This is a genomic window from Actinoallomurus acanthiterrae, from assembly GCF_054775715.1.
On the sequence record NZ_BAAHCO010000001.1, the window covers coordinates 3,782,599 to 3,807,022 of the forward strand.

21 protein-coding genes are annotated in these 24,424 nt (G+C 71.4%); 12 read left to right on the forward strand and 9 right to left on the reverse strand.

Going from position 1 to position 24,424, the window contains the following annotated elements:
- Nucleotides 1-12 precede the first annotated feature (12 nt).
- The 8 genes from thpD (at nt 13) to ACYVF7_RS18430 (ending at nt 7,720) form a co-directional block, all read left to right on the forward strand.
- On the forward strand, nt 13-921 hold the full coding sequence (thpD, locus tag ACYVF7_RS18395; RefSeq protein WP_460341633.1) for an ectoine hydroxylase: 909 nt from the start codon (nt 13-15) through the stop codon (nt 919-921).
- 79 nt (nt 922-1,000) lie between these two features.
- Nucleotides 1,001-1,885: an ectoine/hydroxyectoine ABC transporter substrate-binding protein EhuB gene (ehuB, locus tag ACYVF7_RS18400; RefSeq protein WP_460341636.1), complete on the forward strand. Its 885-nt coding sequence runs from the start codon at nt 1,001-1,003 to the stop codon at nt 1,883-1,885.
- A 4-nt stretch (nt 1,886-1,889) separates the two neighbouring features.
- Nucleotides 1,890-2,600: an ectoine/hydroxyectoine ABC transporter permease subunit EhuC gene (gene ehuC, locus ACYVF7_RS18405; protein WP_460341638.1), complete on the forward strand. Its 711-nt coding sequence runs from the start codon at nt 1,890-1,892 to the stop codon at nt 2,598-2,600.
- Nucleotides 2,597-3,250 carry an ectoine/hydroxyectoine ABC transporter permease subunit EhuD gene (gene ehuD, locus ACYVF7_RS18410; RefSeq protein WP_460341641.1) on the forward strand — a complete coding sequence of 218 codons (654 nt, stop codon included), beginning with the start codon at nt 2,597-2,599 and terminating at the stop codon, nt 3,248-3,250. Before ehuC ends, ehuD begins: the two co-directional genes overlap by 4 nt.
- The gene (ehuA, locus tag ACYVF7_RS18415) at nt 3,237-4,052 is read left to right on the forward strand and encodes an ectoine/hydroxyectoine ABC transporter ATP-binding protein EhuA (protein WP_460341644.1); all 816 of its coding nucleotides are present in this window, start codon (nt 3,237-3,239) and stop codon (nt 4,050-4,052) included. Before ehuD ends, ehuA begins: the two co-directional genes overlap by 14 nt.
- A gap of 226 nt (nt 4,053-4,278) precedes the next feature.
- Nucleotides 4,279-5,286: a Gfo/Idh/MocA family protein gene (locus tag ACYVF7_RS18420; protein WP_460341647.1), complete on the forward strand. Its 1,008-nt coding sequence runs from the start codon at nt 4,279-4,281 to the stop codon at nt 5,284-5,286.
- Nucleotides 5,283-6,158 carry a TIM barrel protein gene (locus ACYVF7_RS18425; protein WP_460341650.1) on the forward strand — a complete coding sequence of 292 codons (876 nt, stop codon included), beginning with the start codon at nt 5,283-5,285 and terminating at the stop codon, nt 6,156-6,158. The genes ACYVF7_RS18420 and ACYVF7_RS18425 overlap by 4 nt, the downstream gene beginning before the upstream one ends.
- 185 nt (nt 6,159-6,343) lie before the next feature.
- Nucleotides 6,344-7,720 (forward strand): hypothetical protein, encoded by a 1,377-nt coding sequence (locus tag ACYVF7_RS18430; protein WP_460341653.1) that lies wholly within the window; start codon nt 6,344-6,346, stop codon nt 7,718-7,720.
- A gap of 100 nt (nt 7,721-7,820) precedes the next feature.
- On the opposite strand, the gene ACYVF7_RS18435 is transcribed toward ACYVF7_RS18430, so the two are convergent.
- Complete coding sequence (locus ACYVF7_RS18435) at nt 7,821-9,527, reverse strand: NAD-binding protein (protein WP_460341656.1); 1,707 nt, start codon at nt 9,525-9,527, stop codon at nt 7,821-7,823.
- A 139-nt stretch (nt 9,528-9,666) separates the two neighbouring features.
- Here ACYVF7_RS18435 and ACYVF7_RS18440 point away from each other — a divergent pair, with 139 nt between their 5' ends.
- The gene (locus tag ACYVF7_RS18440) at nt 9,667-10,419 is read left to right on the forward strand and encodes a hypothetical protein (protein WP_460341659.1); all 753 of its coding nucleotides are present in this window, start codon (nt 9,667-9,669) and stop codon (nt 10,417-10,419) included.
- Here ACYVF7_RS18440 and ACYVF7_RS18445 read toward each other — a convergent pair.
- Genes ACYVF7_RS18445 through ACYVF7_RS18480 form a run of 8 tightly spaced genes read right to left on the reverse strand, consistent with a single transcriptional unit; the run spans nt 10,416 to nt 21,387 of the window.
- Nucleotides 10,416-11,069: an RES family NAD+ phosphorylase gene (locus ACYVF7_RS18445; protein ID WP_460341662.1), complete on the reverse strand. Its 654-nt coding sequence runs from the start codon at nt 11,067-11,069 to the stop codon at nt 10,416-10,418. The genes ACYVF7_RS18440 and ACYVF7_RS18445 overlap by 4 nt on opposite strands.
- A 1-nt stretch (nt 11,070) precedes the next feature.
- Nucleotides 11,071-11,715 (reverse strand): hypothetical protein, encoded by a 645-nt coding sequence (locus ACYVF7_RS18450; protein WP_460341665.1) that lies wholly within the window; start codon nt 11,713-11,715, stop codon nt 11,071-11,073.
- Between the two features lies 1 nt (nt 11,716).
- Nucleotides 11,717-12,058, reverse strand: coding sequence for a CHAT domain-containing protein (locus ACYVF7_RS18455; protein ID WP_460341668.1), 342 nt, complete (start codon nt 12,056-12,058; stop codon nt 11,717-11,719).
- On the reverse strand, nt 11,983-15,315 hold the full coding sequence (locus ACYVF7_RS18460; RefSeq protein WP_460341671.1) for a CHAT domain-containing protein: 3,333 nt from the start codon (nt 15,313-15,315) through the stop codon (nt 11,983-11,985). Before ACYVF7_RS18460 ends, ACYVF7_RS18455 begins: the two co-directional genes overlap by 76 nt.
- Entirely contained in the window at nt 15,302-15,811 is a 510-nt protein-coding gene (locus tag ACYVF7_RS18465; RefSeq protein ID WP_460341674.1) for an FHA domain-containing protein, read from the reverse strand. The genes ACYVF7_RS18460 and ACYVF7_RS18465 overlap by 14 nt, the downstream gene beginning before the upstream one ends.
- 49 nt (nt 15,812-15,860) lie before the next feature.
- Nucleotides 15,861-17,774 (reverse strand): AAA family ATPase, encoded by a 1,914-nt coding sequence (locus tag ACYVF7_RS18470; protein ID WP_460341677.1) that lies wholly within the window; start codon nt 17,772-17,774, stop codon nt 15,861-15,863.
- Nucleotides 17,771-19,228: a hypothetical protein gene (locus tag ACYVF7_RS18475; protein ID WP_460341679.1), complete on the reverse strand. Its 1,458-nt coding sequence runs from the start codon at nt 19,226-19,228 to the stop codon at nt 17,771-17,773. Before ACYVF7_RS18475 ends, ACYVF7_RS18470 begins: the two co-directional genes overlap by 4 nt.
- A complete protein-coding gene (locus tag ACYVF7_RS18480) occupies nt 19,225-21,387 on the reverse strand; it encodes a protein kinase domain-containing protein (protein WP_460341682.1) in 2,163 nt (720 codons plus the stop codon). Before ACYVF7_RS18480 ends, ACYVF7_RS18475 begins: the two co-directional genes overlap by 4 nt.
- 292 nt (nt 21,388-21,679) lie before the next feature.
- On the opposite strand from ACYVF7_RS18480, the gene ACYVF7_RS18485 reads away from it, so the two are divergent.
- The 3 genes from ACYVF7_RS18485 (at nt 21,680) to ACYVF7_RS18495 (ending at nt 24,373) form a co-directional block, all read left to right on the forward strand.
- Complete coding sequence (locus ACYVF7_RS18485; RefSeq protein ID WP_460341685.1) at nt 21,680-22,318, forward strand: hypothetical protein; 639 nt, start codon at nt 21,680-21,682, stop codon at nt 22,316-22,318.
- A gap of 11 nt (nt 22,319-22,329) precedes the next feature.
- A complete protein-coding gene (locus ACYVF7_RS18490) occupies nt 22,330-23,058 on the forward strand; it encodes a hypothetical protein (protein WP_460341688.1) in 729 nt (242 codons plus the stop codon).
- An 85-nt stretch (nt 23,059-23,143) separates the two neighbouring features.
- Nucleotides 23,144-24,373 carry a hypothetical protein gene (locus tag ACYVF7_RS18495; protein WP_460341691.1) on the forward strand — a complete coding sequence of 410 codons (1,230 nt, stop codon included), beginning with the start codon at nt 23,144-23,146 and terminating at the stop codon, nt 24,371-24,373.
- Nucleotides 24,374-24,424 lie beyond the last annotated feature (51 nt).

Genomic DNA, 24,424 nt, shown 5'->3' on the forward strand with positions numbered 1-24,424 from the left:
GGAATGCAAGCGATGACAGAGCACGCCTGCCCCACCCCCGGCCCGAACGACCAGTACCCCACCCGCCGCGCCAGCGAGCCGGCCCTGCTCTACCGCACCGACCCGGTCGTCCACGGGAACGCCGACGGCCCGATCGACCAGGAGACCCTGGTCGCGTACGAGGCCGACGGCTTCCTGACCGTCGACGAACTGCTCGCCCCGGAAGAGGTCGAGCGTTACCGCGCGGAGCTGCGGCGGCTCGCCGACGACGAGGCCGTCCTGCGCGACGACCGGACGGTCACCGAGCGCGAGTCCGACGAGATCCGGTCGATCTTCGAGGTGCACAAGGTCAGCGACGTGTTCGCCGAGCTCGTCACGGACCCCCGCGTGGTCGGCCGCGCCCGGCAGATCCTCGGGTCGGACGTGTACGTGCACCAGAGCCGGGTGAACTACAAGCCGGGTTTCAAAGGCAAGGACTTCTACTGGCACTCGGACTTCGAGACCTGGCACGCCGAGGACGGCATGCCCCGGATGCGCGCCGTCAGCATCTCGATCGCGCTGACGGAGAACTTCGTCCACAACGGCGGCTTGATGATCATGCCGGGCTCGCACCGGACCTTCGTGTCCTGCGTGGGGGAGACGCCCGCGGATCACTACAAGGAGTCGCTGCGCGGCCAGGAGATCGGGACCCCAGACCCCGACAGCCTGTCGATCCTCGCTGACAAGCACGGCATCGAACTGTTCACCGGGCCCGCCGGTTCGGCGACGATGTTCGACTGCAACTGCATGCACGGGTCGAACGGCAACATCACCCCCTTCCCCCGCTCGAACGTCTTCATCGTGTTCAACAGCGTGGAGAACACCTGCGAGGAGCCCTTCGCCGCTCCGTCGCGACGTCCCGAGTTCATCGCCGCCCGCGACTTCACACCGGTCGGCGTGTAGCCGAAAAACCTCCCCGAACCACGGCCGCCGGCGACGCCCGGCGGCCGTGGCAGCCCCCGAACACTGGAGATGCCCCCCCATGACCTCACGACGCGACTTCCTCCGCAACGCCGCGCTGCTCGCGGGCGCCGCCCCCCTCGCGGCCGCCTGCTCCACCACCGACCCGAAAACGGAACGCTCGGGCGGCGGCACCCTGGCCCGTGCCAAGCAGCAGGGCTACATCCAGGTGGGCTTCGCGAACGAGTCGCCCTACGGCTACACCGACACGAGCGGCAAACTGACCGGGGAGGCCCCCGAACTGGCCCGGGTCGTCTTCAAGGAACTCGGCATCAACGATGTCAAGGGCGTCCAGCTCGACTTCGCCGGCCTCATCGGTGGACTGCAGGCCCGCCGCTTCGACGTCATCGCCGCGGGGATGTTCGTCACGCCGGAGCGGTGCGCGCAGGTCGCCTTCGCCGACCCGGACTACATCGCGACGACCGGGTTCATGGTGCCCAAGGGCAACCCCAAGGGGATCCTGAAGTTCGAGGACGCCGCGAAGAAGAACGTCAAGCTCGGCGTGCTCACCGGCGCCGTCGAAGGCGACTACGCCACGAAGCTCGGGGTGAAGAAGGCCAACGTCAAGACGTTCGCCGACCAGCCGAGCGCCTTCGAAGGGCTCAAGGCCGGCCGGATCGACGCGATCGCGCTCACCCGGATCTCCCTCGTCGACACGCTGAAGAAGCACGCGGGCGCGCCGTACGAGGTCACCCCGTCGTTCATCCCGATGATCGGCGGCAAGCCGCAGTACGGCGCCGGCGCGTTCGCGTTCCGCAAGGCGGACAGCGACCTGCTCTCCGCGTTCAACGGCAAGCTCACCGAACTGAAGCAGAACGGCCGGCTGCTGGGCATCATCCAGCCGTTCGGGTTCAGCAAGGCCGAGCTGCCGGGGTCGCACACCGCCGCCGAACTGTGCAAGGGCTGATCCGGTGTCGCAGATCCTGCACGCCTACCCGCTCCTGCTCAGGGGCGCCTGGATCACGATCCAGCTCACCGTGTACAGCGCCGTGGTCGCGCTCGTGCTCGCCATGGCCTTCGGGGTCATCGGTGCCGAGGGCGGCCGGGTGGCCAGGGCGATCGCCCGGGTGTACGTGGAGTTCTTCCGCGGCTCGGCCACACTCGTCCTGATGTTCTGGCTGTTCTTCGCGTTGCCCCTGGTCGGGTTCCGGTTCCAGCCCATGGCCGCGGGCGTGATCGCCCTGTCCCTGAACTACGGCGCGTACGGTGCGGAGGTCGTACGCGGCGCCATCAGGGCGGTGCCCACCGCGCAGTACGAGGCGACGGTCGCGCTGAACATGCCGACGTACCAGCGGGTCCGCCGGGTCATCCTGCCGCAGGCGGTCGCGCTGATGCTGCCGCCGTTCGGCAACCTGCTGATCGAGCTGCTCAAGGCGACGGCCGTGGTGTCGCTGATCTCGATCACGGACCTCACGTTCCGGGCGCAGCAGCTGCGCGCGGCCACCGGCCAGACGGCATGGGCGTTCGCGGCCGTCCTGGTGCTGTACTTCGTGATGGCGCAGATCCTCCAGCTGCTCGTCCGCTACCTGGAGCGGCGCACCGCCCGCATGCTCGGCCGCCGGCCGCCACGGAAGGCCGTGGCGGCGGTTCCGGTCGTGACCGGAACGGGGGCGGTCCGGTGATCTGGGACTGGAACTTCGCCGGGAAGATCCTGCCCGACCTGCTGAAAGGGCTGCGCGTCACCGTCGAGGCCACGCTTCTGGCCTACGTGCTCGCGCTGGTCCTCGGCCTGGTCTGGGCGGTGCTGCGGCGTTCGGGTGGCCCGGTCGTGGGCCAGATCGTCCGGTGGATCGTGGAGTTCGTGCGCAGCACGCCGCTGCTCGTGCAGCTGTTCTTCCTCTTCTACGTGCTGCCGAGCGCCGGAGTGAAGTTCAGCGCGTTCGTCACCGGCGTCATCGGCCTGGGCCTGCACTACTCGACGTACACCTCCGAGGTGTACCGCGCGGGGATCGACGACGTGCCCCAGGGCCAGTGGGAGGCGGCCACCGCGCTGAACCTGCCGCGCCACCGTCTGTGGTTCGCCGTCGTGCTGCCCCAGGCGATCCGCAAGGTCATCCCGACTCTGGGCAACTATGTGATCGCCATGTTCAAGGACTCGCCCCTGCTGCTGGCGATCACGGTGCCGGAGATGCTGGGCGCGGCGTACGCCGTCGGAACCCACTACTTCCGCTACCTGGAGCCGATCACGATCGCGGGGCTGCTCTTCGTGCTCGTCAGCGTCCTGGCATCCATCCTCACCCGACGCCTGGAGAGGCGCTATGGCAACAACTGACTCCACCCCCGAGGCCGCGCTGCCGCAGAACAACGCGCGCGGCATCCGCTTCGAGAAGGTCGTGAAGCGGTTCGGCGACAACGTCGTCCTGCGTGAGCTGAACTTCGCCGTCGAACCCGGCGAGCGGGTCACGCTCATCGGCCCGAGCGGGTCGGGCAAGACGACGATCCTGCGCCTGCTCATGACCCTCGAGCGGGTCGACGACGGCGTCATCTGGCTGGGCGGCGACTCGCTGTCGCACATGGAGCGCGGTGGCAAGCTGGTGCCCGCCGACGAGAAGCACCTGCGCCGGCTCCGCTCGGAGATCGGCATGGTGTTCCAGCAGTTCAACCTGTTCCCGAACATGTCGGTGCTGCGCAACGTGACCGAGGCGCCGACGCACGTTCTCAAGACGCCGAAACGCGAGGCCGCCGATCGGGCCCGTGAGCTGCTGGAGATGGTCGGCCTGGCGGACAAGGCCGAAGCCCATCCGTCGGAGCTGTCGGGCGGGCAGCAGCAGCGCGTCGCCATCGCCCGCGCGCTCGCCATGCAGCCGAAGGTGCTGCTGCTCGACGAGGTGACCTCGGCGCTGGACCCGGAGCTGGTCGGCGAGGTGCTCGACGTCCTGCGGCAGATCGCGGAGACCACGGACATCACGATGCTGTGCGTCACCCACGAGATGCGCTTCGCCCGTGACGTCTCCAACCGGGTGCTCGTGTTCGACAAGGGGCAGATCGTCGAGGAGGGGACCCCCGAGAAGATCTTCACCGATCCGGATCACCCCCGTACGCAGGAGTTCCTGCGCGCGGTCATCGACCAGTAGGAGTCCGCGGCGCCGCCGTGCACCCCGGCACGGCGGACCCGGTCACGTGACGGACGGGTCTTGCGGAGGTTGGTATTACCTCTTAATGTCATGACAACCGCGTCCCGATAATGGAGCGTTCCAACGGCGCTACCAGGCTCTTGAGTAGCACTCGAGGGTCCGGGCGCCGTACCGCTTCGTCGGCTTCGCGAGTGTCCAACGCGACATCGCCCACCGGGAGGACTCTATGAGAATCGGGCTCGCCGGAGCAGGCCGCATCGGTGCCCGGCACGCCGAGACCCTTGGCGCGCTGCCCTCCGTCGAATCCTTCGTGGTGGCCGATCCGGACGCCGATCGGGCACACCGGATCGCCGGGGAGCACGGGGGGCTCGTCGCCGACTCGGTCGACGCGCTCTTCGACGCCGGCCTGGACGGCCTGGTGATCGCCGCCGCGACGGACGCGCACGCCGAGCTGGTGACCCGTGCCGCGCGGGCGGGCCTGCCGACCTTCTGTGAGAAGCCCCTCGCCCCCGACATTAATGGAACGTTCCAAGTCGTTGAGGCGGTTCGTGCCACCGGGACCCCCGTCCACGTCGGCTTCCAGCGACGGTTCGACGTCGGGCACGTCGCGCTCCGGGACTCCATCGCCGCGGGCCGCCTCGGCCGGCTCCACACCGTACGGTCCTGCACGCTCGACCCCGCTCCGCCGCCCGCCGCCTACGTCCGGGTCTCTGGCGGAATCTTCCGCGACTGCGCGGTCCATGACATCGACGCCGTCCGGTTCGTCACCGGGCGGCAGGTCGTCGAGGTGACGGCGTCCGGAGCGAACAAGGGCGAGGACTACTTCGCCGAGAGCGGCGACGTGGACACCTGCGCCGCGCTCCTCACTCTCGACGACGGCACCCTCGCCATCATCTCCGAGACCCGCTACAACGGCGCCGGGTACGACGTCCGCTTCGAAGCGCTGGGGTCCAAGGACAGCCTCGCCGCGGGCTTCGGCGAGCAGACGCCGCTGACCGCGGTCGACGGCGGATCGGCGGCCGGAGCGCTCGGCGCCGTGCCGTGCCAGGGCTTCCTGGAGCGCTTCGGGCCGGCGTACGAGGCCGAGCTCGCGGCCTTCGCCCGGGTCGTCGCGGGCCAGGCCGACAGCCCGTGCCCGCCGGAAGAGGCGCTCGAGGGGTTCTACGTGGCCGAAGCGTGCGACCGGTCCCGCCGGGAACGCCGCACCGTGACGATCGAGGAGGTCCGGCGATGAGGATCGCGGGGGCGCCCATTTCCTGGGGCGTGTGCGAGGTGCCGGGGTGGGGCCACCAGATGGCCCCGGACCGGGTGCTGGCCGAGATGCGCGACACGGGCCTGGCCGCCACCGAGTTCGGCCCGGACGGGTTCCTGCCGGCCGATCCCGCCGAGCGCGAGGCGCTGCTGGCGTCGTACGGGCTGGCGGCGGTCGGCGGGTTCGTGCCCGTGGTCCTGCACGAGCCCGCGTACGACCCGCTGCCGGAGGTCGAGCGGGCGCTGCGCGGGTTCGGCGACGCGCGGATGCTCGTCCTGGCGGCCGCGACCGGCCAGGACGGGTACGACGAGCGCCCCGCGCTGTCCGCCGGGAACTGGACGACGCTGCTGGCCAACCTCGACCGGATCGCCGCGTACGCCGCCGAGGGCGGGCGCCGTACGGTCCTGCACCCCCACGTGGGCACGATCGTCGAACGGCTGGACGAGGTCGACCGGGTCCTGGCCGGCTCGGAGATTCCACTCTGCCTGGACACCGGCCACCTGCTCATCGGCGGCACCGATCCCCTCGAACTGTCGCGGGCGGCGGCGGACCGCATCGCGCACGTGCATCTCAAGGACGTCGACGCGAACGCCGCCGACCGCGTACGCGCGGGGGAGTCGACCTACACCGAGGCCGTACGCGACGGGCTCTACCGTCCGCTCGGCGCGGGCGACGTCGACACGGCCGGGATCGTGGCGGCGCTCGACCGGGCCGGGTACGACGGCTGGTACGTCCTCGAGCAGGACACGATCCTGGGTGCCGAGCCGGCCGCGGGCGGCGGCCCGGTCGACGACGTCCGGCAGAGCGTCGCCTTCCTCAACGGCCTGAAAAGCGTTGCCGACGTGCAACGTTAAGCCGCCGATCTACGGGGAATGATCGCCCGCGTCAGGATGGGCAAGCCTCCCCCCGGCCCATGTCCGAGATCGGTCGCGGGGGTTGTGCGGTGTTCACTGGGTTCGTCGGTTCTGGGTCCGGGCGTTCAGGCCGTAGGAGCTCGCCTCCAGGCCGGACACGCCGGCCGTCTCCCGGGTGCCGTTGGGTGGGCGTCGTCGCGATGGTGGCGCTCGGCGCCGCCGGCTGTTCCGACGACTCCCACCCGCATCGCGGTGCGACCTCCTCCCAGACGGCCCTGAAACCCGTCGCGGTCGAGGTGCAGGAGGCCGTCGCCAAGGTGTGGCCGGAGGCTCCGCAGATCTGGCCCGGGACCGTGCTCAAGGACCGGCGGATCATCCTCGGCGACGGCGGCCGGGCGCGGCTGATCAGCGTGGACGGCGTGTCGGACCTGAGCACGGCGGATCTGTCGAAGAAGAAGATCGTCATCCCGCACAGCGGCTCGTCCTACGTCACCTGGGACGGGCACCCGACCGTCGTCATGAACGTCGCCGACCCGTCGTACCGGTCGGACGCCGAGATGGCGCAGCAGAGCCTGTCCACGACCCTCTTCTCCGCCGCGACGGACGAGCTCTACCACGCCATGGAACAGAAGTGGAAGGTCCTGAAGAAGGGCAGCGAGCAGCGCGGCACGGAGTACCCGCTCGCCGTCACGCCCCGGCTGTACCGCGCCATGCTCTACAACGACCTGGTCGCGGCCTACCGCGATCCCAGGCAGCGGAACCGGTGGCTCGCCGGGGCGGCGTACTGGCGGTCGAAGTGGCAGAAGGAGTTCCCGGACGAGGCCAAGCGGGCCACCGCGCTCGACATCGGCGAGGGGGCGGCGGGCTACTTCGACGCGGTCGCCACGGCGATGGCGTCGGGAGCCGCTCGGGGCGACCGGGCGCAGATCCGCGAGAAGTCCCAGTTCCGGCAGCTGGACCAGGCGCTCGATCCCGGGCAGGTGACCCTCGACGGGGAGAGCACCTCGCTCGGCGGGATCGCCGGCCTGCTCCTGGACGAGACGCGCAAGGGCTGGAAGCCGGAGATCACCCGGACCCGCCAGACGCCCGTCGACCTGCTGCTCGCGGGCGTCACCCCGCAGGCCGAGCCGCCGTCCGACGCGCTTCGCCGGTCCATCCAGGACATCCTCAGCAAGTTGAACACCGACCTGATCCCACGGCTGAACCCGCTGGTCAGCGCCTACCAGGACAAGGCGCGCCCGCTGCTGCTCATCCCGATGGCCGCGTCCGACGGCGACCTGGACGCCGGCGGCTACTACGTCGCCCACGGCGTCCCGTACGCGATCCTGGCCCGGCTCAACGGGACCTTCCGGCTCCCCAGCGGCACGATCCAGGCGAAAGAGGCGTCCGTGCTCGCGGGCCTGGTCGGCGGCCATCCGTACCTGATCGTCCCCATCGGCGGGGCCGGTGACAAGAGCACGGTGGCGTCCAACCGCGTCCAGCTGAGCAGCGGGACCCTGACCGGATCCTCGCAGGTCACGGCCCGCCGGACGGACGGCCGCGAGGAGTACATCGCCCGCTGACCGCCGCGACCCGTGCGGGGGCGGGTACGAGGCCGCGGGCCGGTTCCGGGCGTCGTACGAGGCCGCGGACCGATGCGCGCTGACCGGCGCGGCCGGACGGTCAGCGCGGCGGCGGGGACGAGCGTGAATCGGATGTGCCGGTCGTCCGGGCGCGGATGTGGCCGATGCCGGACCGGGTGGCCAGCACGACCAGCCGGTCTTCCGGGATCAGCAGGTAGCCGTCTTGCAGGTCCCAGTCGAAGCGGGGCCGGCCACGGCGCCCGAGCGCCAGCACCCGGGCTTCTCCGGGGAGGTTCGCCTCGCGCAGCGGCCGTCCGTCGAGCTCGGAGCCCGCGCCGATCGGCATGTCGGCGATCAGCATCACGCTGCGGCCGACCGGGATCGTCCCGATGACCTGACGTTCCATCATGGCCGCGGCGAAGGCCGGGGCGGCGAGGAAGGACACGCTGCGCGACACCGGGATCTTGAAGTTGCGGTGGACGCGACCCGCCAGGTCGTCGTCGAACAGCCGGAGCACCACCCGCACGTTGTCGCGCAGCGCCCGGGAGCTCAGCCCGGCCTCGAGGTTGGTGATGTCGTCGCTCGTGACGGTGACGACGGAACGGCAGGTGCCGACCCACGCCGTCCGCAGAGTCTCCTCCCGGGTGGCGTCGCCGAAGATGATCGGCAGCCCCAGGCGGCGGGCGAGCGGCACCCCGACGGCGTCCTCGTTCCGCTCGACGCAGACCACCTGGACGCCGAGGTCGTGGAGCTGTGAGACCACCCGGAGGCCGACCTCGCCGAGGCCGACCACCACGACGTGCCCGGTGATCGGATCGCGCAGCCGTTCGAGCGGCCCGGCGAGCCGGGCCCGGACCAGCGCGTCGACGACCGCGGCGGTGATCGCGGGCACCAGCGCGAGGCTGGCGAGCGTGACGATCACCTGGGTCACCTTGGCGGGCGCGCTGAGCGTCGGATCGGGGTTGGCCGCTCCGGCGATGTCGAGCAGGACGAGGTACAGCGAGTAGGTGAAGCCGTGACCGTCTCCGAGGCTGAGCACGGCACTGCCCACGATGATCAGCGCGAGGAGCGCCACGACCACCTGGAGGAGCCGGCGGTTGAGGATCAACCGCACGGTCCGGGCGTACGTCGTCTCCCGCCGGTAGTCGACGGGAGGGCCGGCGAGGGACGTCCGCGACGTGCCGTCGGCGACCGCGAGCACCAGGTTGGCCCGGTCCTGGTCCACCGGCAGCAGGCGGGGGAGCCCGTCCGGGCGGCGGGTGTCGGCGAGCCCGCAGATGAGGTTGCGGACGCGGTCGCTGCGGTGGGCGACGTAGAGGGTGCGGCCCGCCACGCGGACGTGGCTGGGCGGCAGGTCGCCGAGGGCGGCGGCCACGAACGATGGCGCGGCGACCGCGCCATCGGACAGCACGGCGCAGTCGTTGAACAGCGTGCGGATGCGGTTGCCCAGCCCGGTGTTCGACATCCGGATGACCAGCCGGATGTCTGGATTGAGCTCCTGGACGCGCAGCGCGGCGTGGATGTTGCCGACCTCGCTGTTGCTGACGAGGGCGACGGCGCGCGCCGACTCGACGTGCACGGCCCGGAACGTCTCGTCGTCCAGCTCCGCCGCCTCGTGCACCCGCACGCGCGGCAGCCCTGTGATCTTGGGGCCGTGGTTGCGTCTCTTGGACGGCACGATGACGGTGACGTCCTGGAGATAACGCGTCGACAGTTCGTCGGCGAGCCGGTAGGCGAGCGGTGTGTCACCGCAGATGATGAGGCGGCCGCGGAGGGGGCTCCGAAGGCGGGGGACGACGGTCGGCACGCGGTGATCGTAACGTTCCAGGCTCTGACGCCGTGTGTCCGGGCGCACGCAGTGCGGATTCGGGGCGGCGGGGTTGCCCGTCCGGGGTTCGTTCTCTAATGTCCCAAGCAAGCGCTTGTGACGATGATGGGAGCGGTGCGTGCGGCGAGGCATCTGTCTGCTCGAAGAGGTCGAGTTCCACCCGATGAACTCGCGGAAGCCGCTGGAATACCTCAAGTGGCTCACCGCCTACAAGAAGGAGGACGAGGCGCTCGAGCCCGGGCGGCACGTGCTCACCAAGGGCGAGTCGATCCGCTCCCACGACATCGACCTGGTCGGCGCCTTCTACGCGGTCGGCATCACCGGGCACCCGCAGTTCAAGGTCGTCACCCTGTGGGACTGCCACGGCGGCTGGGACGGCGGCTGGCGGCAGATGCTGGAGATCTACACCGGCGTCAAGGAGAACCTCTTCCTGTCCACCATCGACGACCTGCGCTTCACCGCGTTCTCCCGGCCGCTGGGCGCCGTGCCCGGCAGCCCCGCGCTCGCCGACGCGACGGGAGCGGAGTTCTTCGTCCTGGAGAGCGCCCGCGTCCGACCCGGCGCGGCCCTCGACTACCTGGCGGCGGTCCGGGAGGAGCGCGTCCCCCTGCTCGCCGACCACGGCCACCGCCCCGTCGGCCTGTACGAGGTGCTGCTCTGCGACACGGAGGTCGTCACCGTCTGGGCGACCGACCTCGACTCCCACCTCGCGGTGCAGCGCTCGTACGACGCCGCGCTCGGGCTGGACGACGAGATCGACGCCGACGAACGCCTCCTCGCCTGGCGCAAGCGCGCCCGCGAGTTCCTCGACGGCACCTGGCGCGAGACGCTCCTGTCCCCGTACCCCGGCTCCCGCCTCGCGCCCGTCTAGGGGGCGTCCGGTGGACCGACCGAGGCGCGATACGGATCCAGGGTGGCGTTCAGCCACGAAAGCCCCTCCTCGTTGTCGAGCCGTACGGATGCCAGCCCCGATCCGCCGAACGCCTTCTCGTCGCAACGGTCGCCGAAGAACAGGGCGGATCGTTCCGGGAGGTCTCTGCGGGTGGTCCAGATGATGCCGTGTGCGTCCGGCGCGACGGTCCGCAGCCAGCCCGCCCAGTTCCGGGTTCGCCGGAAGGCGCGGTGCTCGCAGTGGATGAGCCATTCGTCCTGGCAGACGGCTGCCAGCGCGCGCGTGCTGGTCAACGTGATCATCCGGAGCTCCTTTGTGACCACGAGGGCGGACAGGTCGCGGTCCCGGACCGCCGCGAACGGCAGGATGCGATGCTCCCGGCGTTCGAAGGGCACGCTCCGCAGGAGGACCTCTGTGATGGCGGTCGACTGCTGGAAGGCCGCGTACATCGTCGGATAGGGATCGTCCTCGGATCCGTCGAAGCGGCCGTGGGCGAACCTCGCGTCGTACGGCTTGAACTCCAGAGGTGACCTCTTCCTGCGGTGGACCCTCCAGAGCACCGTCCGCGGCGGCAGGAGTTCGGCGTGCGGGGGGCCGACGTAGAAGTCGGGAAGTCCCTCGTCCGGCATCTCAGTCATCCTCCATGACGGCCTGCGCGGCGGCGATCAGGTCGTCGTCGTCGACGTCCCCTATCAGCAGCGCGGGCCGCCCGTCGAGCCACGCGTTGTCGCGGAGCCACCAGTCGGCGACGCCCCAGGGATCGGCGTCGGCGCTCAGGAGCCGGTTGACGGTCAGTACGACGTCGTGCGGCGCCCACCGAGAGGAGAACTGGAACGCCGGTAGGACCGTGCCGCGCAGCGGGTCCGGAAGCCGGATGAGCCCGGGAACCTCGGGGTCGCCTCCTTCGGACCGGAGCTCCTCCGGGGTGTGTCCGGGCTCGGCCAGCAGGGCGGTCCTGGCGTCCGCCGCGGATCTGACCGCCGGATGGAGCGCCGCGCGGAGCCGTTCGAACGCGGTATCCCAGTCCAGGGTCGTCGTGCCCGCCGCCCGGTCGCCGTGTGTCCGGATCGCCTGCCGTACCGGGTGTTCGACCGGCAGCCATTGGATGAGACGGTCGATCAGGTCGCGCCGGAGTACCCGTACGTCGAACGCCGAAGGGGCCTCGGCCATCCGATCGGCCAGATCCCGGAGTTCGGCCGCGCGAGTGACACCCACGATCCGGCAGACGTCCGCCCAGTACTCACTGAGCGCGAGGATGATGAGGTCGGATTGCATGTCACAGCCCTTGATGGGTGAAGGCCGCCCAGGCCGACGGGTCGTCGAGCCTCAGCTCCTGGTCGGCGAGGTCTTCGCGCAGCCACGTGGGCATCTCCGCCGGAAACTCGCGTCCGGGGTCGAGCATCCAGCACTGGGCGGCGCGCAGGGCATCGGCGGGGCGCGGGTGGAGGCGCCGCAGATAGAGGTGGAACATGAACGTCAGGGCGGCCGTCCGCAGGTCACCGACCTTCCACCGGGTGGCGATCACCGTGGCGGTGCCCGCGCTCAGGAAGGCCGTGGCGAGGGTGAGAGCCTCGTCATGGTCCTGCTCGGTCGCGTCGCTCTCGCACGCGGAGAGCACGACCAGCGCGCCCGGGGCGTCCGGCGGCCGGCCGCGGCCTGCCGCAGCACGTCGGCGACGGACAGTTCTTCGTAGGGGACCTCTCCCCGGGCCCCGGCGGTGCGCAGCCGAGGAGAGGCCAGTTGCAGGAACGAGGTCGTCGGGGTCGTGCCGGTGCGCGAGTGCACGGCCAGGTGCACCAGCGACGCGCCGAGCCGGTCCCTGGACGGCAGGTGGGCCAGGACCTCCTCCGGAAGCCCGTCTCCGGCGCTGTCCGGCTGCGCCGGGCCGTAGACGCACGCGAGCGGGTAGAACGCCTCGCGCAGGGCGGTGATCTCCTTGTCGGCCCAGAACAGGTCGAGCGTCGGGTCGGCCACCAGGACGGGATCCGCCGTCGGCGGGCGCGGCGTACGGCGGCAGATCTCGATCAGTTCGCGGCCCGAGGCGATGTAGGACAGCGTCGCGAACTCGCAGGCGTATCGCGGCCGTTGGGCGTCCGTGGGCGGCCGCGTACCGGAGGGCGTCCAGGAGTCGGCCGCGTGCCAGGGGATGGTGCCGAGCGTGCCGAGAGGCACGATCGCCAGGCGCGGATCGTGACCCGGACACGCGGAGTGGGACAGCAGGGCACCCATGACGGCCGACCAGGCCCACCGGCACTGGCCGGGCAGGTCGTCCGGAGGCCACGCGCCGGTCTCCGGCGGGACCGGCACGTCCGTGACGACGCCGTCCCGGAGAACGAGGATCCGGTCGACGGCGCGGTCGGCCCCGGGCACGAGGTACACGAGGGCGTCCAGGCCGGCCCGCCGGACGGCGTCCCCGATCGCCGCCGGCTCGGGATCCGGCAGCAACCGGCGGCCTTCCCCTGCCAGCGCGGTGAGCACGCGGTACCGGAGGTCGCTCGGGATCGGGGCGTCCGCCATGCTGGACAACAGCTGATCGACCAGGCCGCGCCGGTGGTCGTCCTCCTCCGCCGGGAAGGTCCAGGCGACGTTCTGCGTGCCGCCGGTGCGCCGCCACTCCATGGCCAGGTCGTGCTCGCCGAGCGAGTCGAGCGTGTCGGGGACGTCGGCCGCCGCGGTGGCGACGCCGAGGACGAGGCCGCGACCGCGTTCGAGGGCCGCCACCGCGTCCGGCAGGTCACCGTCGTCGAGGCACCAGCGCGCCACCCGATGGGCGAAGTCCGCCGCCTGACGCGCCGCCGTGAGACCGTGCTCCGGCCCTGTCTGCAGGATGACGTCCTCCTCGAAGGCGCGCAGCGCCCGTAGTCCCGCGTCGATCGCTCCGCGGCGATCACCGTCCGCGTCACGCGCGCGCAGCGCCTCGGCGAGCCGGGAGAGCACCCGCCCGGAGTAGGCGTGGCGGGATTCGTCGCCGATCGCCGTGTTCGCGGCGGTGAGGTGCCGTATCGCCGTCTCCAGGTCGGCCGGCTCGCCGTACATCTGATAGAGGTCGAGATGAACACCGCCCACCCCGTACCCGATCCGCGCGTCCTCGACGGCGGTGACCTCCTTCGCGGCCTCGGCGGCGGCCGCAAGCCTGGCCCTGCCCTGGGCGAGGAGCTGTGGGTCGTCATCGCTGATCATGGCGCTCAGCAGAAGGCCAAGGCCTCCGAGGAGGGTCATCATCGGCCGGACGGAAGCCATCGTCTCGATTCCGGACGTCTCGACCATGTCGGCCGCCTCGGCCAGCATCTCGGCGGCCGCGCGGACCTCCTCGACGTCGAACCTGTCGCCGCTGATCGCGCGCGTCAGCCGCGCGACGCACAGCCCGTTCAGTAGGTACGGTCTGAGCAGGTGACGTTCGGGCAGTCCGTCCAACACCGCGGTCAGTTCGTCGATGATCTGATCCAGCTCTCGAGGTTCGGTGTCCCCCTGGAGCAGCCGCATGACGGTACTCAGCCCCCGGAGGCCCAGGAGGTCCGCGTTGACCGGGTCCCCGCCTGGCCGGATCCTGTCGCGGACCAGTCGCAGGTAGAACGCGGACGCCTCGGCGTTCTCCAGGCCGCCCCGGCTCAGCCAGTCCTCGCCCAGCGACGCGCCGAGCATGCTGAGCGCGACCGGCCACAGCTGATGGTCTTGGTCGAGCCGCCCGGCAGCCCGCGCCAGCTCCTTGACGGCTCTGTCGTAGTCGTCGGACCGGCCCTGGAAGACGGCGTTCATGAGACCGGCCATCCCCGCCCCGAGATGGTCGGTGGAGGCCAGGTCCGGATCACCGGCGTCCTTGTCCACCATCTGTTCGTAGAGTTCCCGGGCGCCTTCGAGCAGGGCGTGGTTTCCCGAGACCATCCCGTTCAGCGCGGACGTCTCGGCATGACGGCGTAGCGTCTCGTTCCAGAGCGGGTGCCCCCGGAAGGCACGTATCTCGTTCCACGCCCTGCCCAGGAGCTCGCCCTCGAGCGTGATGCCGTCCGCGTCGTACCGGTGGAGCTCGCGAACGCGTGCCAGCTCCGCGGCGAACTCGGTCAGGAGCAGCGGCCTGAGCGGGTGCCCTTCCCCGAGCGACCCGATCGCCTCTTCGATCTCGGCGGCCAGCGCCGCGGCGGGCTCGCCCGCGGTCAGCCGCTGGGTGCAGCGGATCCACTCGATGATGGCCGCGAGTTCGGCGTGGCCGGGAGATGAAGGCGGCATGGCGGCGAGCGCACGTTCGATCAGGTCGGCCATCGAGGGAAGGTCGACGGTGCCGGGACGCTCCTGGAGCGTTTCGGTGAACATGCCGAGCACGTCGAGCAGCGCCAAGGGGCCGCCGCTCAGCTCGTCGGGCAGCGTCTCCTCCATCTCGTGGAGGCTCCGCAGGTGGGACCGGGCACGGGCGAGGTCGGCAGCGGCGTCGTCGGAGGGAAGGTCGGCGAACGCCGGCAGGTCGCGGGTCATCTCCGCGCCGGATCGGGTCGCCGGCGCGCTCACCCGGTAGATCCCCAGCATGCTCAGCATGCCGAGAGCCGCGTGCGCGACCGCGAGCGTCCGCTCGTCCACGCCCACGGCCTGGGTCACCTCGGTCAGCACCGTGATGGCGAAATCGCGGTCGGCGTCCGAGCCGCCGACCGTCAGGTAGCGGACGCAGAGCAGTCCGCCGAGGTCGGCGGTGACGGACGCCCACCTCGGGTCGTCGGGGGACAGGACGGCGCGAGCCTCCATCAGGGCCTCGGCGCCACGGCGCAGCGCGTCGGCGTCGCCCGCCTCCCGGAACCGGCGCTTGCACTCCGTGGCCACCGCGATGAGTTCGTCGGGATCGGCCGTGGCGCCGTCGGCGTCACTGGAACGTCTCTCAGGTTCGGTCATCGTCGCCCGCCTTGCCGGGGATCGAGACGTCGGCGGTCAGTGTCGAGGCGAGCCGGATCCGGTCTCCGTCGTGCAGCGGGGCCGGCACGTCCTTCCTGACCGCGACGTCGTTGCGGTAGGTGTGGTTGGTCGACTCGTGGTCGCGTATCCACGCGTGGCCGTTCGCCCGTACGCCGACGGTCGCGTGCTTGCGGGAGATGTTGAGGTGGCCGGCCAGCTTCTCGGCGTACGGCGACCACAGCGGGTCCCGGCCCAGCCCGACCTGCCGGCGCCCACCTCGACGGCCCAGCCGTCCTCGAACCTCAGGATCAGCGCCGGCGCCGATCCCGGCTCGAGAGAGGCGTCCTCGGCGCTCCGAGCGCCGGGCACCGGCCCGCTCTCGGCGACGGACGGCCCCGGTGCCCGAGCCGGGCCGGCGGCCGTCTCCACGGTCGGGTCGGACGGCGGGGGTTCGTCGGCGATCGGTGCGAACTCGGGCGACATGCACTGGGTGCATCGAGGCGCGCCGTCGTCGTTGACGTGCCCGTACGGGACGCAGCGCTTGCTCATCGCAGCTCCAGCCGTGCTCCGGCGGGGTCCGCGCGGAACGCGCTGACGGTGAGCGTGCTCCCGGCCCGCAGTTCTGGGAGGTCGAACAGCGCCGCGGCGAGGGGATGGACGAAGATGCTGACGATGGCGTTCTGGATGCCGCGTCCGCCGTTGGCCCGGTCCTCGGTGCAGCGCTCGCGGAGGTCCGCCCGGATCTCCTCGGGCACGCGGAGATCCACGCCGTGCTCGCGGGCCACTCTGTCGAGGACGCTCCGCAGCTTCAGCTCGAAGATCCGCGCGGCGGTGGGCGGGTCGATGAAGCCGAAGACGACGATGTTGTCGCCGAACCGGTTGAGCAGTTCAGGTCGGCCGATCTCCCGTACGAAGTGATCGCGGATGCCGTCCCTGACGGTCTCTTCCACGGTCTCGGGAGGATCGTCGGGGAAGACGGCGGGGATCCTTCGTTCCCCCTGACGGTCCTCCGGGTCCGGTCTCAGCATCCCGAGGTTCGAGGTGAAGATCAGGACCGTCTCGGTGAAGTAGGTGGTCTCGCCACGTCCGTCGGTGAGCCTCCCGTCCTCGAGGATCTGCAGGAACTTGTCGAGGATCTTCGGATGGGCCTTCTCCAGTTCGTCGAACAGCACCACCTGGAACGGGTTGGCGCGAACGGCGCCGGTCAGCTCGCCGCCGGCGTCGTGGCCGACGAATCCCGGAGGGGCCCCGATGAGCCGGTCGGCCGAGTGCTCGGCGGAGAACTCGCTCATGTCGAACCGGAGGGGCTGGGAGTTCTCCCCGAAGAGCGCCGCGGACACGGCCTTCGCGAGTTCGGTCTTCCCCGTCCCGGTGGGCCCGGCGAGCAGGAGCACGCCGCGGGGGCCGGACGCGGAGGAGGTGGCCTGGGAGCCCGACAGGCCCAGCGCGGCCGTCTTGAGGATGTCCAGGGTCTTGCTCACCGCCTTGGACTGGCCGAGGACACGTGCCGGGATCAGCGTCTGGGCCTTCCTGACCTGCTCGTGAATGTGACCTTTGCGCCACGGGTTGTCCCTGATCCCGAGCCGGTACACCTGGACCGCGTCGGGGAGGTCGGCGAACGCGATGTCCTGGTCCTCGGCCAGCCGCCGCACCTCGAGCATCGCCTGGAGGGTCATCCCGTCGGCCGCCTCGGCGAACCGGTCGGCCATCGTCGCCGTCGCCTCCTCGTCCGGTGCCCCGTCCACGGGGAAGAAGGAGGTCGTCAGGTGCGCGACGGTCTTACGCTCGCCGAGGTCGGGGAGGGGGATCGGGATGGTGCGCACCTTCTCGCTGCCCGACGTCAGCCACCTCGGCAGGTCGCCGTCGCTCTCACTCACCCAGATCACCGGATTGAACAGCCCGGGCCGCGATCCCGACGGCCCGCTGCCGGGCCCCGCGATCCGCGCCTGCTTGGCGCAGAAGCGGAAGAAGTCGCGCTCGGACTCGGCGAGCTGGGCGGGGTTCTGCACCAGCCGCGCCGCGTCCTCGACGACGAACGCGGCGCGCCCGGCGCTCGGAAGGGTCAGGTTCGCGATCGCGGTCGCCAGCCGCCCCAGCCGGACGTCCCGCTCACCGTCGTCCTTGGCGATCGGCGTGAACGGCGCTCGCTCGGCGGAGCCGAGGATCTTGTCGGCTGCGGCCTCCGCCTCACGGTCGTGCGGAGGATGGACGGTGTAGCCCTGCACCGGGTCGTAGACGACGAGACACGCGTAACCGTCCGGCTTCAGCGCCTCCCACAGCGTCTCGACCAAGGTGGCGAGCAGCGGCTCCGGCTTCGCCTCCGAGGTGAGGGCCGAGCGGTGGATCAGAAAACGGTCCCGTACGTTGCCGGTCAGGACGTAGTGGGAGTGCACCGCCAGCGTGCCGGACAGCTCGCGGGCGAACGAGGGCCAGGCGGCCGGATCGTCGGGGGCGGTCATGGCAGCGGCCTCTGTCTCTCGGCGGGCGGGGTGTTCTGAGTCTTCGGACGCCGCCGGCCGCCGTTCCCCGTGGAGTCCGGTGTGGCGGACGGTTCGGCGGGCTCGTCGACCGGGATCAACGCCAGGTCCGCGCCGCCGTCGGCGATGAGCCGCTCCAGGTCCATGCAGCGCTCCCTCCAGTCGGTGACGTGCCACCGCTGCAGCGAGGGATCGGCCTCTCGCGCGGGGTCCGCGGATTCGAGGTTCGCGGTGCAGGCGAGGTCGTCGTCGACGGACAGCCGCACCCAGTGATCGGTCCAGTCGGGGTGCCGGGCGCGGATCGCCCCGTCCCGCGCCGGGACCGTCGCGTCCACCTCGAACTCCATCGCGGTCAGCGCCGTACGGACCAGGTCGAGCAGGTAGCGGCGCTGTGCGTGCCGCTGCGCGGCCTCCCGGGCCTTCCGCAGCCGGGGCTCCGGGAGATCGTCGAGGGCCCGTCTGCGCGCCACGACCTGACGCAGCGCCGTGCACACCTCGGCCGTCTCGCCGTCGGGCGTGTCGGGGCCGAATCCGCCCTCGATGGACAGGAGCAACTCCTGCGCCCGCTGCGCGTCCAGCACGCCGCGGTTGGCGCTGCGGACCTGTTCCTCCACTTCGAGCACCCACGTGCTCGCCATCCCCGGAGCGCAGGATCGGGACTCGGCCACCGCGTTGAGGATCCGCTCGCGCTCGCGGCGGGTCGCCTCCGGGCGGAGCCGGGCGAGAGCCGCGACAAGCCGCTCCTCGTGGCCCGGACGCTCGGAGGGCACGCCTTCGCGCACCGTCTCCGTTCTGGCGGACGACTCCTCCGCGCCGTTCCGGGCCGCCGCCTCCAGGTCGGCGACGGCCGTCACCACCTTGGGCGGGTGCAGTTCGCGGATCCGCCGCATCGCGTCGTCCTGCCGTTCCCGGTGGACCTGCGCGGTGAGCCGCTCGATCTGGGCGTCGGTCCGCTCGCACCACGCGATGAGCCGGTCCAGGCTCGCCCCGGTGAGATCGGCTGGCGGGGGGACGGGCAGGTCCGGCCGGTCCGGCGGGACCATCTCCCGCAGTGTCTCGAGGCGCGCGTTGCGCCGTACGACCTCCGTGGCCATGCGCTGCCAGAGGCCGGCGGCCTCGCTTTCCTCGACCAGCCGCTCGCGGTCCTCGTCCAGCCGTGCCTTGAGCTCGATCACCCCGTTGACCGCCGCGTCGGCGGCGGTGGCGGCGGCGTTGGCCAGCAGGACCGCGCCGACCGCCGCGCCGAGCACGCTCGCGGCGGTGACGGCGGCGGACAGGGCATGAGTGCCGAGAGCCGCCGCGGCGTGCCCGCCCAGCGCGGCGTGGCCGCCCAGTGCCGCGTGCCCGCCGAGGGTGGTGGCTCCCTGGCCGACCGTCCCGGTGGAGGTGACGGCGAGGTGGTTGATCGCGAAGTACCCGCCCTTGGCCGAGCTCATCTCGTCCGCCCTTCGACGGCGGATTCCGGCCGGGACGCGGCCCGCCAGCGGGCGGCCCGCGTGCGCAGCCGCCACAGGTGGGCGCCCGTCGCGGCGACGGGGAGGACCGGTGGCGCGAACGCCATGCCCGCCGCCAGCGCGGTCAGCGCTCCCGAGATGCCGGCCAGGGCGATCCAGCGGTTCCCGCGCAGCGGATGCGCCAGGAAGGAACCGACCGCGACCAGGTCGTAGGCGAGCGAGTGCTCCGGGTGGTACTCGACGCCGATCCACGCCGCCAGCGGCACCTCGGTCGCGGCGATCACCAGCACGGCGAGGGCGGAGGCCACCCAGCCCGCGGCGATGGCGGCGGGCGAGACGTTCAGGTAGTCGGCGATCGTCATGGCGACGATCGCGACGATCGCCGTGACCAGCACGGCCAGCGCGGCCCACGCGAGCGCCGTCGGACGCTGGTTGCGGTCGAACCACTCCGCCCACGCGTTGATCCGGCGCTCGGCCGCGTACTCCCGCCACCGGCCCAGGAGTTCGTCGGCGTCTCTGAGGGCGGCTGCCTTGAGCAGGAGAGCGGCCAGCATTCCGACGTCGCCGCCCGATGAGGGCAACTCGTCGAACCACGGCACCGGGGCCTGCCGCCCCGCGAGCTCACGAGCGGCCGCGTGCGCCTGGGCGCGCAGGTCGTCGTGGTATCCGCGGCCGGCGCAGGCCAGGACGAGGAGTTCGGCCCGTACGGTCTCCGAGGCGAGGGCGGCGAAGGCCCGGGCGGCGCCGCGGTCGCTCCCCAGCCGGGTCTCGAGGGCCCGCCAGCGCGCCTCATGCGCCCGCCACCGGTCATCGGTCTCGCCGAGCCCGGAGCCGCCGGGGGCGGCGTCCAGCTCGTGCAACAGTCGATGGTGCCAAAGGTCCTCGACGACGTTGCGGGCGATCCCCGGATCGCTGCCGGCGGCCTGCGCGGCCAGCTGCCTGAGACCCGCGGTGGCGACCCATACGCCCCTGTAGTACGGCTTGCCGAACGGGTTCAACCAGCGGATCAGTCGTAGGTGGCGAACGTCGCGCGGGGCGGTGCCGTCGCGGACGTCGGCCAACGTGGCCGCGCGGCCCGGCGGGTGGGCTTCGAGCTCCGGAAACTGCCTGAGCCAGTCGCCGAGCGTGTCGACGTTCGCCCGGGCCCAGGACACCCCCGCCTCCCAGTTACGCGAGAGCGAGGCGGCCAGGGACGCCGGATCGGCGTGGTCGACGCCGCCGAAGCCGATCGTCCGCACCGGAGTGCGAAGCGGCTCGGGTTCGCCAGGTAGCACGGGCGGAACGCCGTCCAGCCACGCGCGCACCTGCTCGGCGCCCCAGCGGTCGTCGGGATTGCGGATCAGCAGGCCGCCGCAAAGCAGGCGGATGCCCGCGTCGGAGATCTCGCTCAGGTCGATCGGCTGCGTCCGCACGTGCCAGCGGGCCCGTGCGGCGTCCACGCGCAGCAGCCGTGTGCCCAGGAACAGCTCGGCGATCACCATGCCGAGTGACCACCAGTCGCCGTCCGGAGAGATCGCCTCAGGTGCCTCCGGAGCGAGGTAGTGCGGCCGGCCGCCGAAGACGCTGGTGAACAGGGCCTCGTCGCCGTCGCCGCGGCGGCTGATCCCGAAGTCGGTGATCGCCGTGTCCAGCGGGTCGAGCCGGCGTACGAGGATGTTCTGCGGGCTGACGTCACGATGCCGGATACCGAGTTCGTGGACCTCCTTCAGCGCCTCGGTGAGCTGCCGCACCACCTCCGTGATCCGGTCGATGGTGAGAGGGCCGTCGCGCTGGAGCAGTTCGCCGAGGTTGCCGCCCTCGACGAACTCGGACAGCTCGTAGGCCGTGCCGTCGTCCAGGACGCCGGTCTCGAAGGGGACGACGATGTGGTGTCCGGTCGCGCGGCGCAGCGCGCTCCACACCTTCTCGATGGACTTCGGCGTGCCCTGGTAGATCTTGAGGAAGTATTGCCGGTCGTCGTCGCCGCGGACGACGTAACCGACGGCCTGACCTCCCGCGCCGCGCGGCTCGACCACGGAGAACCGCTCGTCCAGCGGGCTGGGCAGGCCGTCGGGCGAGGACTGCCGGGCGCCGGCGGGCTCTTCGCGGATCGTCTTCGGCGGATCCAGCCAGGTCTTCTCGACCGCGGGCTGATCGGACAATTCGGCACCACCTTCATCGGTACGGGGTCGCGTGATGCTGCCGCACCGATCGTGGGCGAAGAACCGGTCTAAGAGCACGCCCGTGATTTTTCTCGCGGGTTAAAAGTCGTGAGTAGTGCGAGATGCGAAGTTCGGGCATTCGTCCGCTTACGATCGAGTCCCCCAGCCCCTCAAGATCCCCTTTCGTCACCGGATTCCTTGCGGCACCTGCCGGATGGTCGCGCCGCACGACCGGATTCCGGAATCGCATCCCAGACCGGCCGTGGAACGGCCTTCGGAAACAGAGGTGAGGATGGCGAAGAGCGAATCCATTCGCCCGGTCACGACCGTCGCCCGGGTGACCCGGCGTGACCTGCGGGCGGCGGCGGCCCAGGGCGCCGAGGACGGGCGGCGTGGCCTGCCCGTCCCGCCGGCCAGGCTGGACGAGCTCACCAAGCCACCGATGACCGGCTACCTCGGGGCCGTACGCGCCGCCGCCGACCAGGCGTCGTACGAGCTGCAGGCCGAGCTGCGCAGCAAGAGCACCGGAAAGATCACCGAGATCTACGCCCTCGGTGAGGTGCTCGTCTTCACCCACGACATCCAGCGACGGCCGAGCCCCGGCCACCGCGGCCGGTTCCTCGCGGCCATGACCGCGTGGAGCACGGAGGTGGAGCTCTGCCGTCGGCGCGCGGAGGCGGCCGTGCGCCATGCCGACCAGCTCGCGCAGTGGTACTGGACCCATCTGGTCCGCGAGCACCCTGCCCTCGGCGCGCGCACGGAGGGTGGCCTCGCGAGGGACTGGAGGCCGGCTCCCGTGGAACTCGACCCGGTCTGGGACAAGCCGGACCACCTGTTCTTCCTGAACGTCGACGCCGAGTCCGACCCGATGGCGGCGCGGATGCTGCGCACGATCGAGCGGGCGATGGCGATCCTCACCGAACACCTCTGAGGAAGAAGCCGATGCGAAACCTGTTCCCCCGGACCGCGGCGGCGACCGCCGCGGCGATGGTCGCCCTGGCGGCCGCGGGCTCCTTTGGCTGTGACCCGTACAAGGTGCCCCGCATGACCGCGCCATGCGGCGTCCTGGTCGACGGCTCGGGATCGGGCGCGAACTTCCACCCCGCCCAGCTGCTGACGGAGTACGCCGACGATTTCCTCTTCAAGAACAAGTGCCGCGACGTCGCGTTCGGGCCGATCACCGGCGCGTCGGAGGAGTCCACCTGTGAGATCCCCGCCGTCGACATCGACCCGGACGACCTTCCGCCCGGCGCCGACCGCGGCGCCGTCCGGCGGGGCGCCCGAACCGATGCTGTGAACGCGGCGAGGAAGATGCTCGCCTGCGCGCAGGGCAAGGGCCAGGTCAAAGGGTCCGACGTCATCGGCGGCGTGGCGAGGATCGTCCGGCAACGGCCCGAGGGCAGCGGGACCTACCACGTCCTGGTGGTCAGCGACTTCGCCGCCAGCGACGCCACCACCGACCTCTACACCGCGAATCTCGCCGATCCGGCCGTCCGCGGCGCCCTCGTGCGAAAGGCGGCCGGCCGGATGCAGGACCTGGCGGGCGTCGCGCTCACCACCCGGGGGTTCGGCGCGGGGATCAGCGCGCAGCCCGCCAAGTTCGGGCCGTTCACGCAGTTCTGGACCGAGCTGATCCGGGCCGAGCACGGAGCGGTTCCCCGGTTCACCTGAGGCCACGGTTCAGGGTCCTCAGCCCATCGTCCCCAGTGCCGAGTCCGCTGGACGGCGGCTCGCCGACATCGACCAGGAGCCGTCCATGGCGGGTTCACCGGACACCACGAAGCTCATCTCCAAGGCACGGAAGGAGGGGCGCAAGGCCGGACGTTCCAAGCAGTACGACCCGTGGTCGCTGATGGACGGCGCCGTGGTGCCGTACGTGCGAGAGCTCGAAAGCCGGCGGGATGAGGCGCTCGCCCGGATCGACCTCGCCGAGAACGATGCGGTGGCTAGGGAACGCGTACGGCAGGGCGAGCTTCAGGAACGGGTGGCGGTCACCGCCGAAGAGGCGGCCGCGGTCGAGGACGAGCTGGCGGACGTCCGGCGGTACATGGACGGCTGCAACGCCCAGCTGGACAGGCTGGCGATGCGCGAGGCGCGGATCGGCGACGAGGTCCGGCGGCGTCGCCGCCGGATCCGGCGCGGGGACCCCGACCCGGAGCCGCCGCCGCACCTGCCGCCGGGCTTCGTCTACGAGACCGGCTCGGTGGAGCAGGTGGACGAGTCGTGGCGCAACGCGCTGTGGGAGGGGCCGCACGGCCGTCGCATGAGGCTGCGCACGAAGCTGCTCCTGCTGGGAGTGCTCGCGCTCGTCGAGACGCCCATCACCATCCAGATCTTCCACTACCTCGAGTCGAGTTTCGCCCTCGTGCTGGTCTTCGCGCTGCCGGTGGCCACGCTGATGGTCTTCGTGCCGCACCTGGCGGGCACCCACTTCCGCGGCCGGAAGGCCACCGGTGCCGAAAGGACTCTGCGCTGGCTGCCCCTCGCCCTGATCGTTCCCTGGGCGAGCCTCGCCCTCATCCTGGGATCCCTGCGGCGCAAGGTCCTGCTGGTGACGCCCACCGACGCCCGAGGCCGCCAGTACCCCAGCCTGGTCGGCAACCTGCACCTCAATCCGCTCACGATCACCGTCATGTTCGTGGCCCTGCTCCTTCTGTCAGGCGGGCTGGCCTTCATGCTCGGCCTCGCCGACGACCATCCGCTGGTGGCCGCCTACCACGGGGCCGCCAGGCGGCAGCGAGATCTGCTGGACGGGCTGCGCGGCGACCGCACGCGCCTGGCCGCCGCCCGGCAGAACCTGGAGGGGCACGAGGACCGGCTCACCGCCGCACGCGAACGCGCCGCCAAGCAGCGGGAGATCATCATGCACTCCTACGACGCCGCGATCGCCGCCTATCTGGACGCCGTCGTCCAGGAGATGCGCGACCCGACCATCACCGAGGCCGTCACCGGCTTCCGCGAGCGTGAGGAGGGACGGGCCGAGTGAAGACGACCGCCCGTACGCTGCGCGTCGACCGGTACCACACCCCGGTGACCG

What these genes read in the sequence shown, in the direction of transcription:
- thpD (WP_460341633.1), top strand. Translation starts at nt 13, where the DNA reads ATGACAGAGCACGCCTGCCCCACCCCCGGCCCGAACGACCAGTACCCC.
- ehuB (WP_460341636.1), top strand. Translation starts at nt 1,001, where the DNA reads ATGACCTCACGACGCGACTTCCTCCGCAACGCCGCGCTGCTCGCGGGC.
- ehuA (WP_460341644.1), top strand. Translation starts at nt 3,237, where the DNA reads ATGGCAACAACTGACTCCACCCCCGAGGCCGCGCTGCCGCAGAACAAC.
- ACYVF7_RS18420 (WP_460341647.1), top strand. Translation starts at nt 4,279, where the DNA reads ATGAGAATCGGGCTCGCCGGAGCAGGCCGCATCGGTGCCCGGCACGCC.
- ACYVF7_RS18425 (WP_460341650.1), top strand. Translation starts at nt 5,283, where the DNA reads ATGAGGATCGCGGGGGCGCCCATTTCCTGGGGCGTGTGCGAGGTGCCG.
- ACYVF7_RS18445 (WP_460341662.1), bottom strand. Translation starts at nt 11,069, where the DNA reads ATGCCGGACGAGGGACTTCCCGACTTCTACGTCGGCCCCCCGCACGCC.
- ACYVF7_RS18450 (WP_460341665.1), bottom strand. Translation starts at nt 11,715, where the DNA reads ATGCAATCCGACCTCATCATCCTCGCGCTCAGTGAGTACTGGGCGGAC.
- ACYVF7_RS18460 (WP_460341671.1), bottom strand. Translation starts at nt 15,315, where the DNA reads ATGACCGAACCTGAGAGACGTTCCAGTGACGCCGACGGCGCCACGGCC.
- ACYVF7_RS18465 (WP_460341674.1), bottom strand. Translation starts at nt 15,811, where the DNA reads ATGCACCCAGTGCATGTCGCCCGAGTTCGCACCGATCGCCGACGAACC.
- ACYVF7_RS18470 (WP_460341677.1), bottom strand. Translation starts at nt 17,774, where the DNA reads ATGACCGCCCCCGACGATCCGGCCGCCTGGCCCTCGTTCGCCCGCGAG.
- ACYVF7_RS18475 (WP_460341679.1), bottom strand. Translation starts at nt 19,228, where the DNA reads ATGAGCTCGGCCAAGGGCGGGTACTTCGCGATCAACCACCTCGCCGTC.
- ACYVF7_RS18485 (WP_460341685.1), top strand. Translation starts at nt 21,680, where the DNA reads ATGGCGAAGAGCGAATCCATTCGCCCGGTCACGACCGTCGCCCGGGTG.
- ACYVF7_RS18490 (WP_460341688.1), top strand. Translation starts at nt 22,330, where the DNA reads ATGCGAAACCTGTTCCCCCGGACCGCGGCGGCGACCGCCGCGGCGATG.
- ACYVF7_RS18495 (WP_460341691.1), top strand. Translation starts at nt 23,144, where the DNA reads ATGGCGGGTTCACCGGACACCACGAAGCTCATCTCCAAGGCACGGAAG.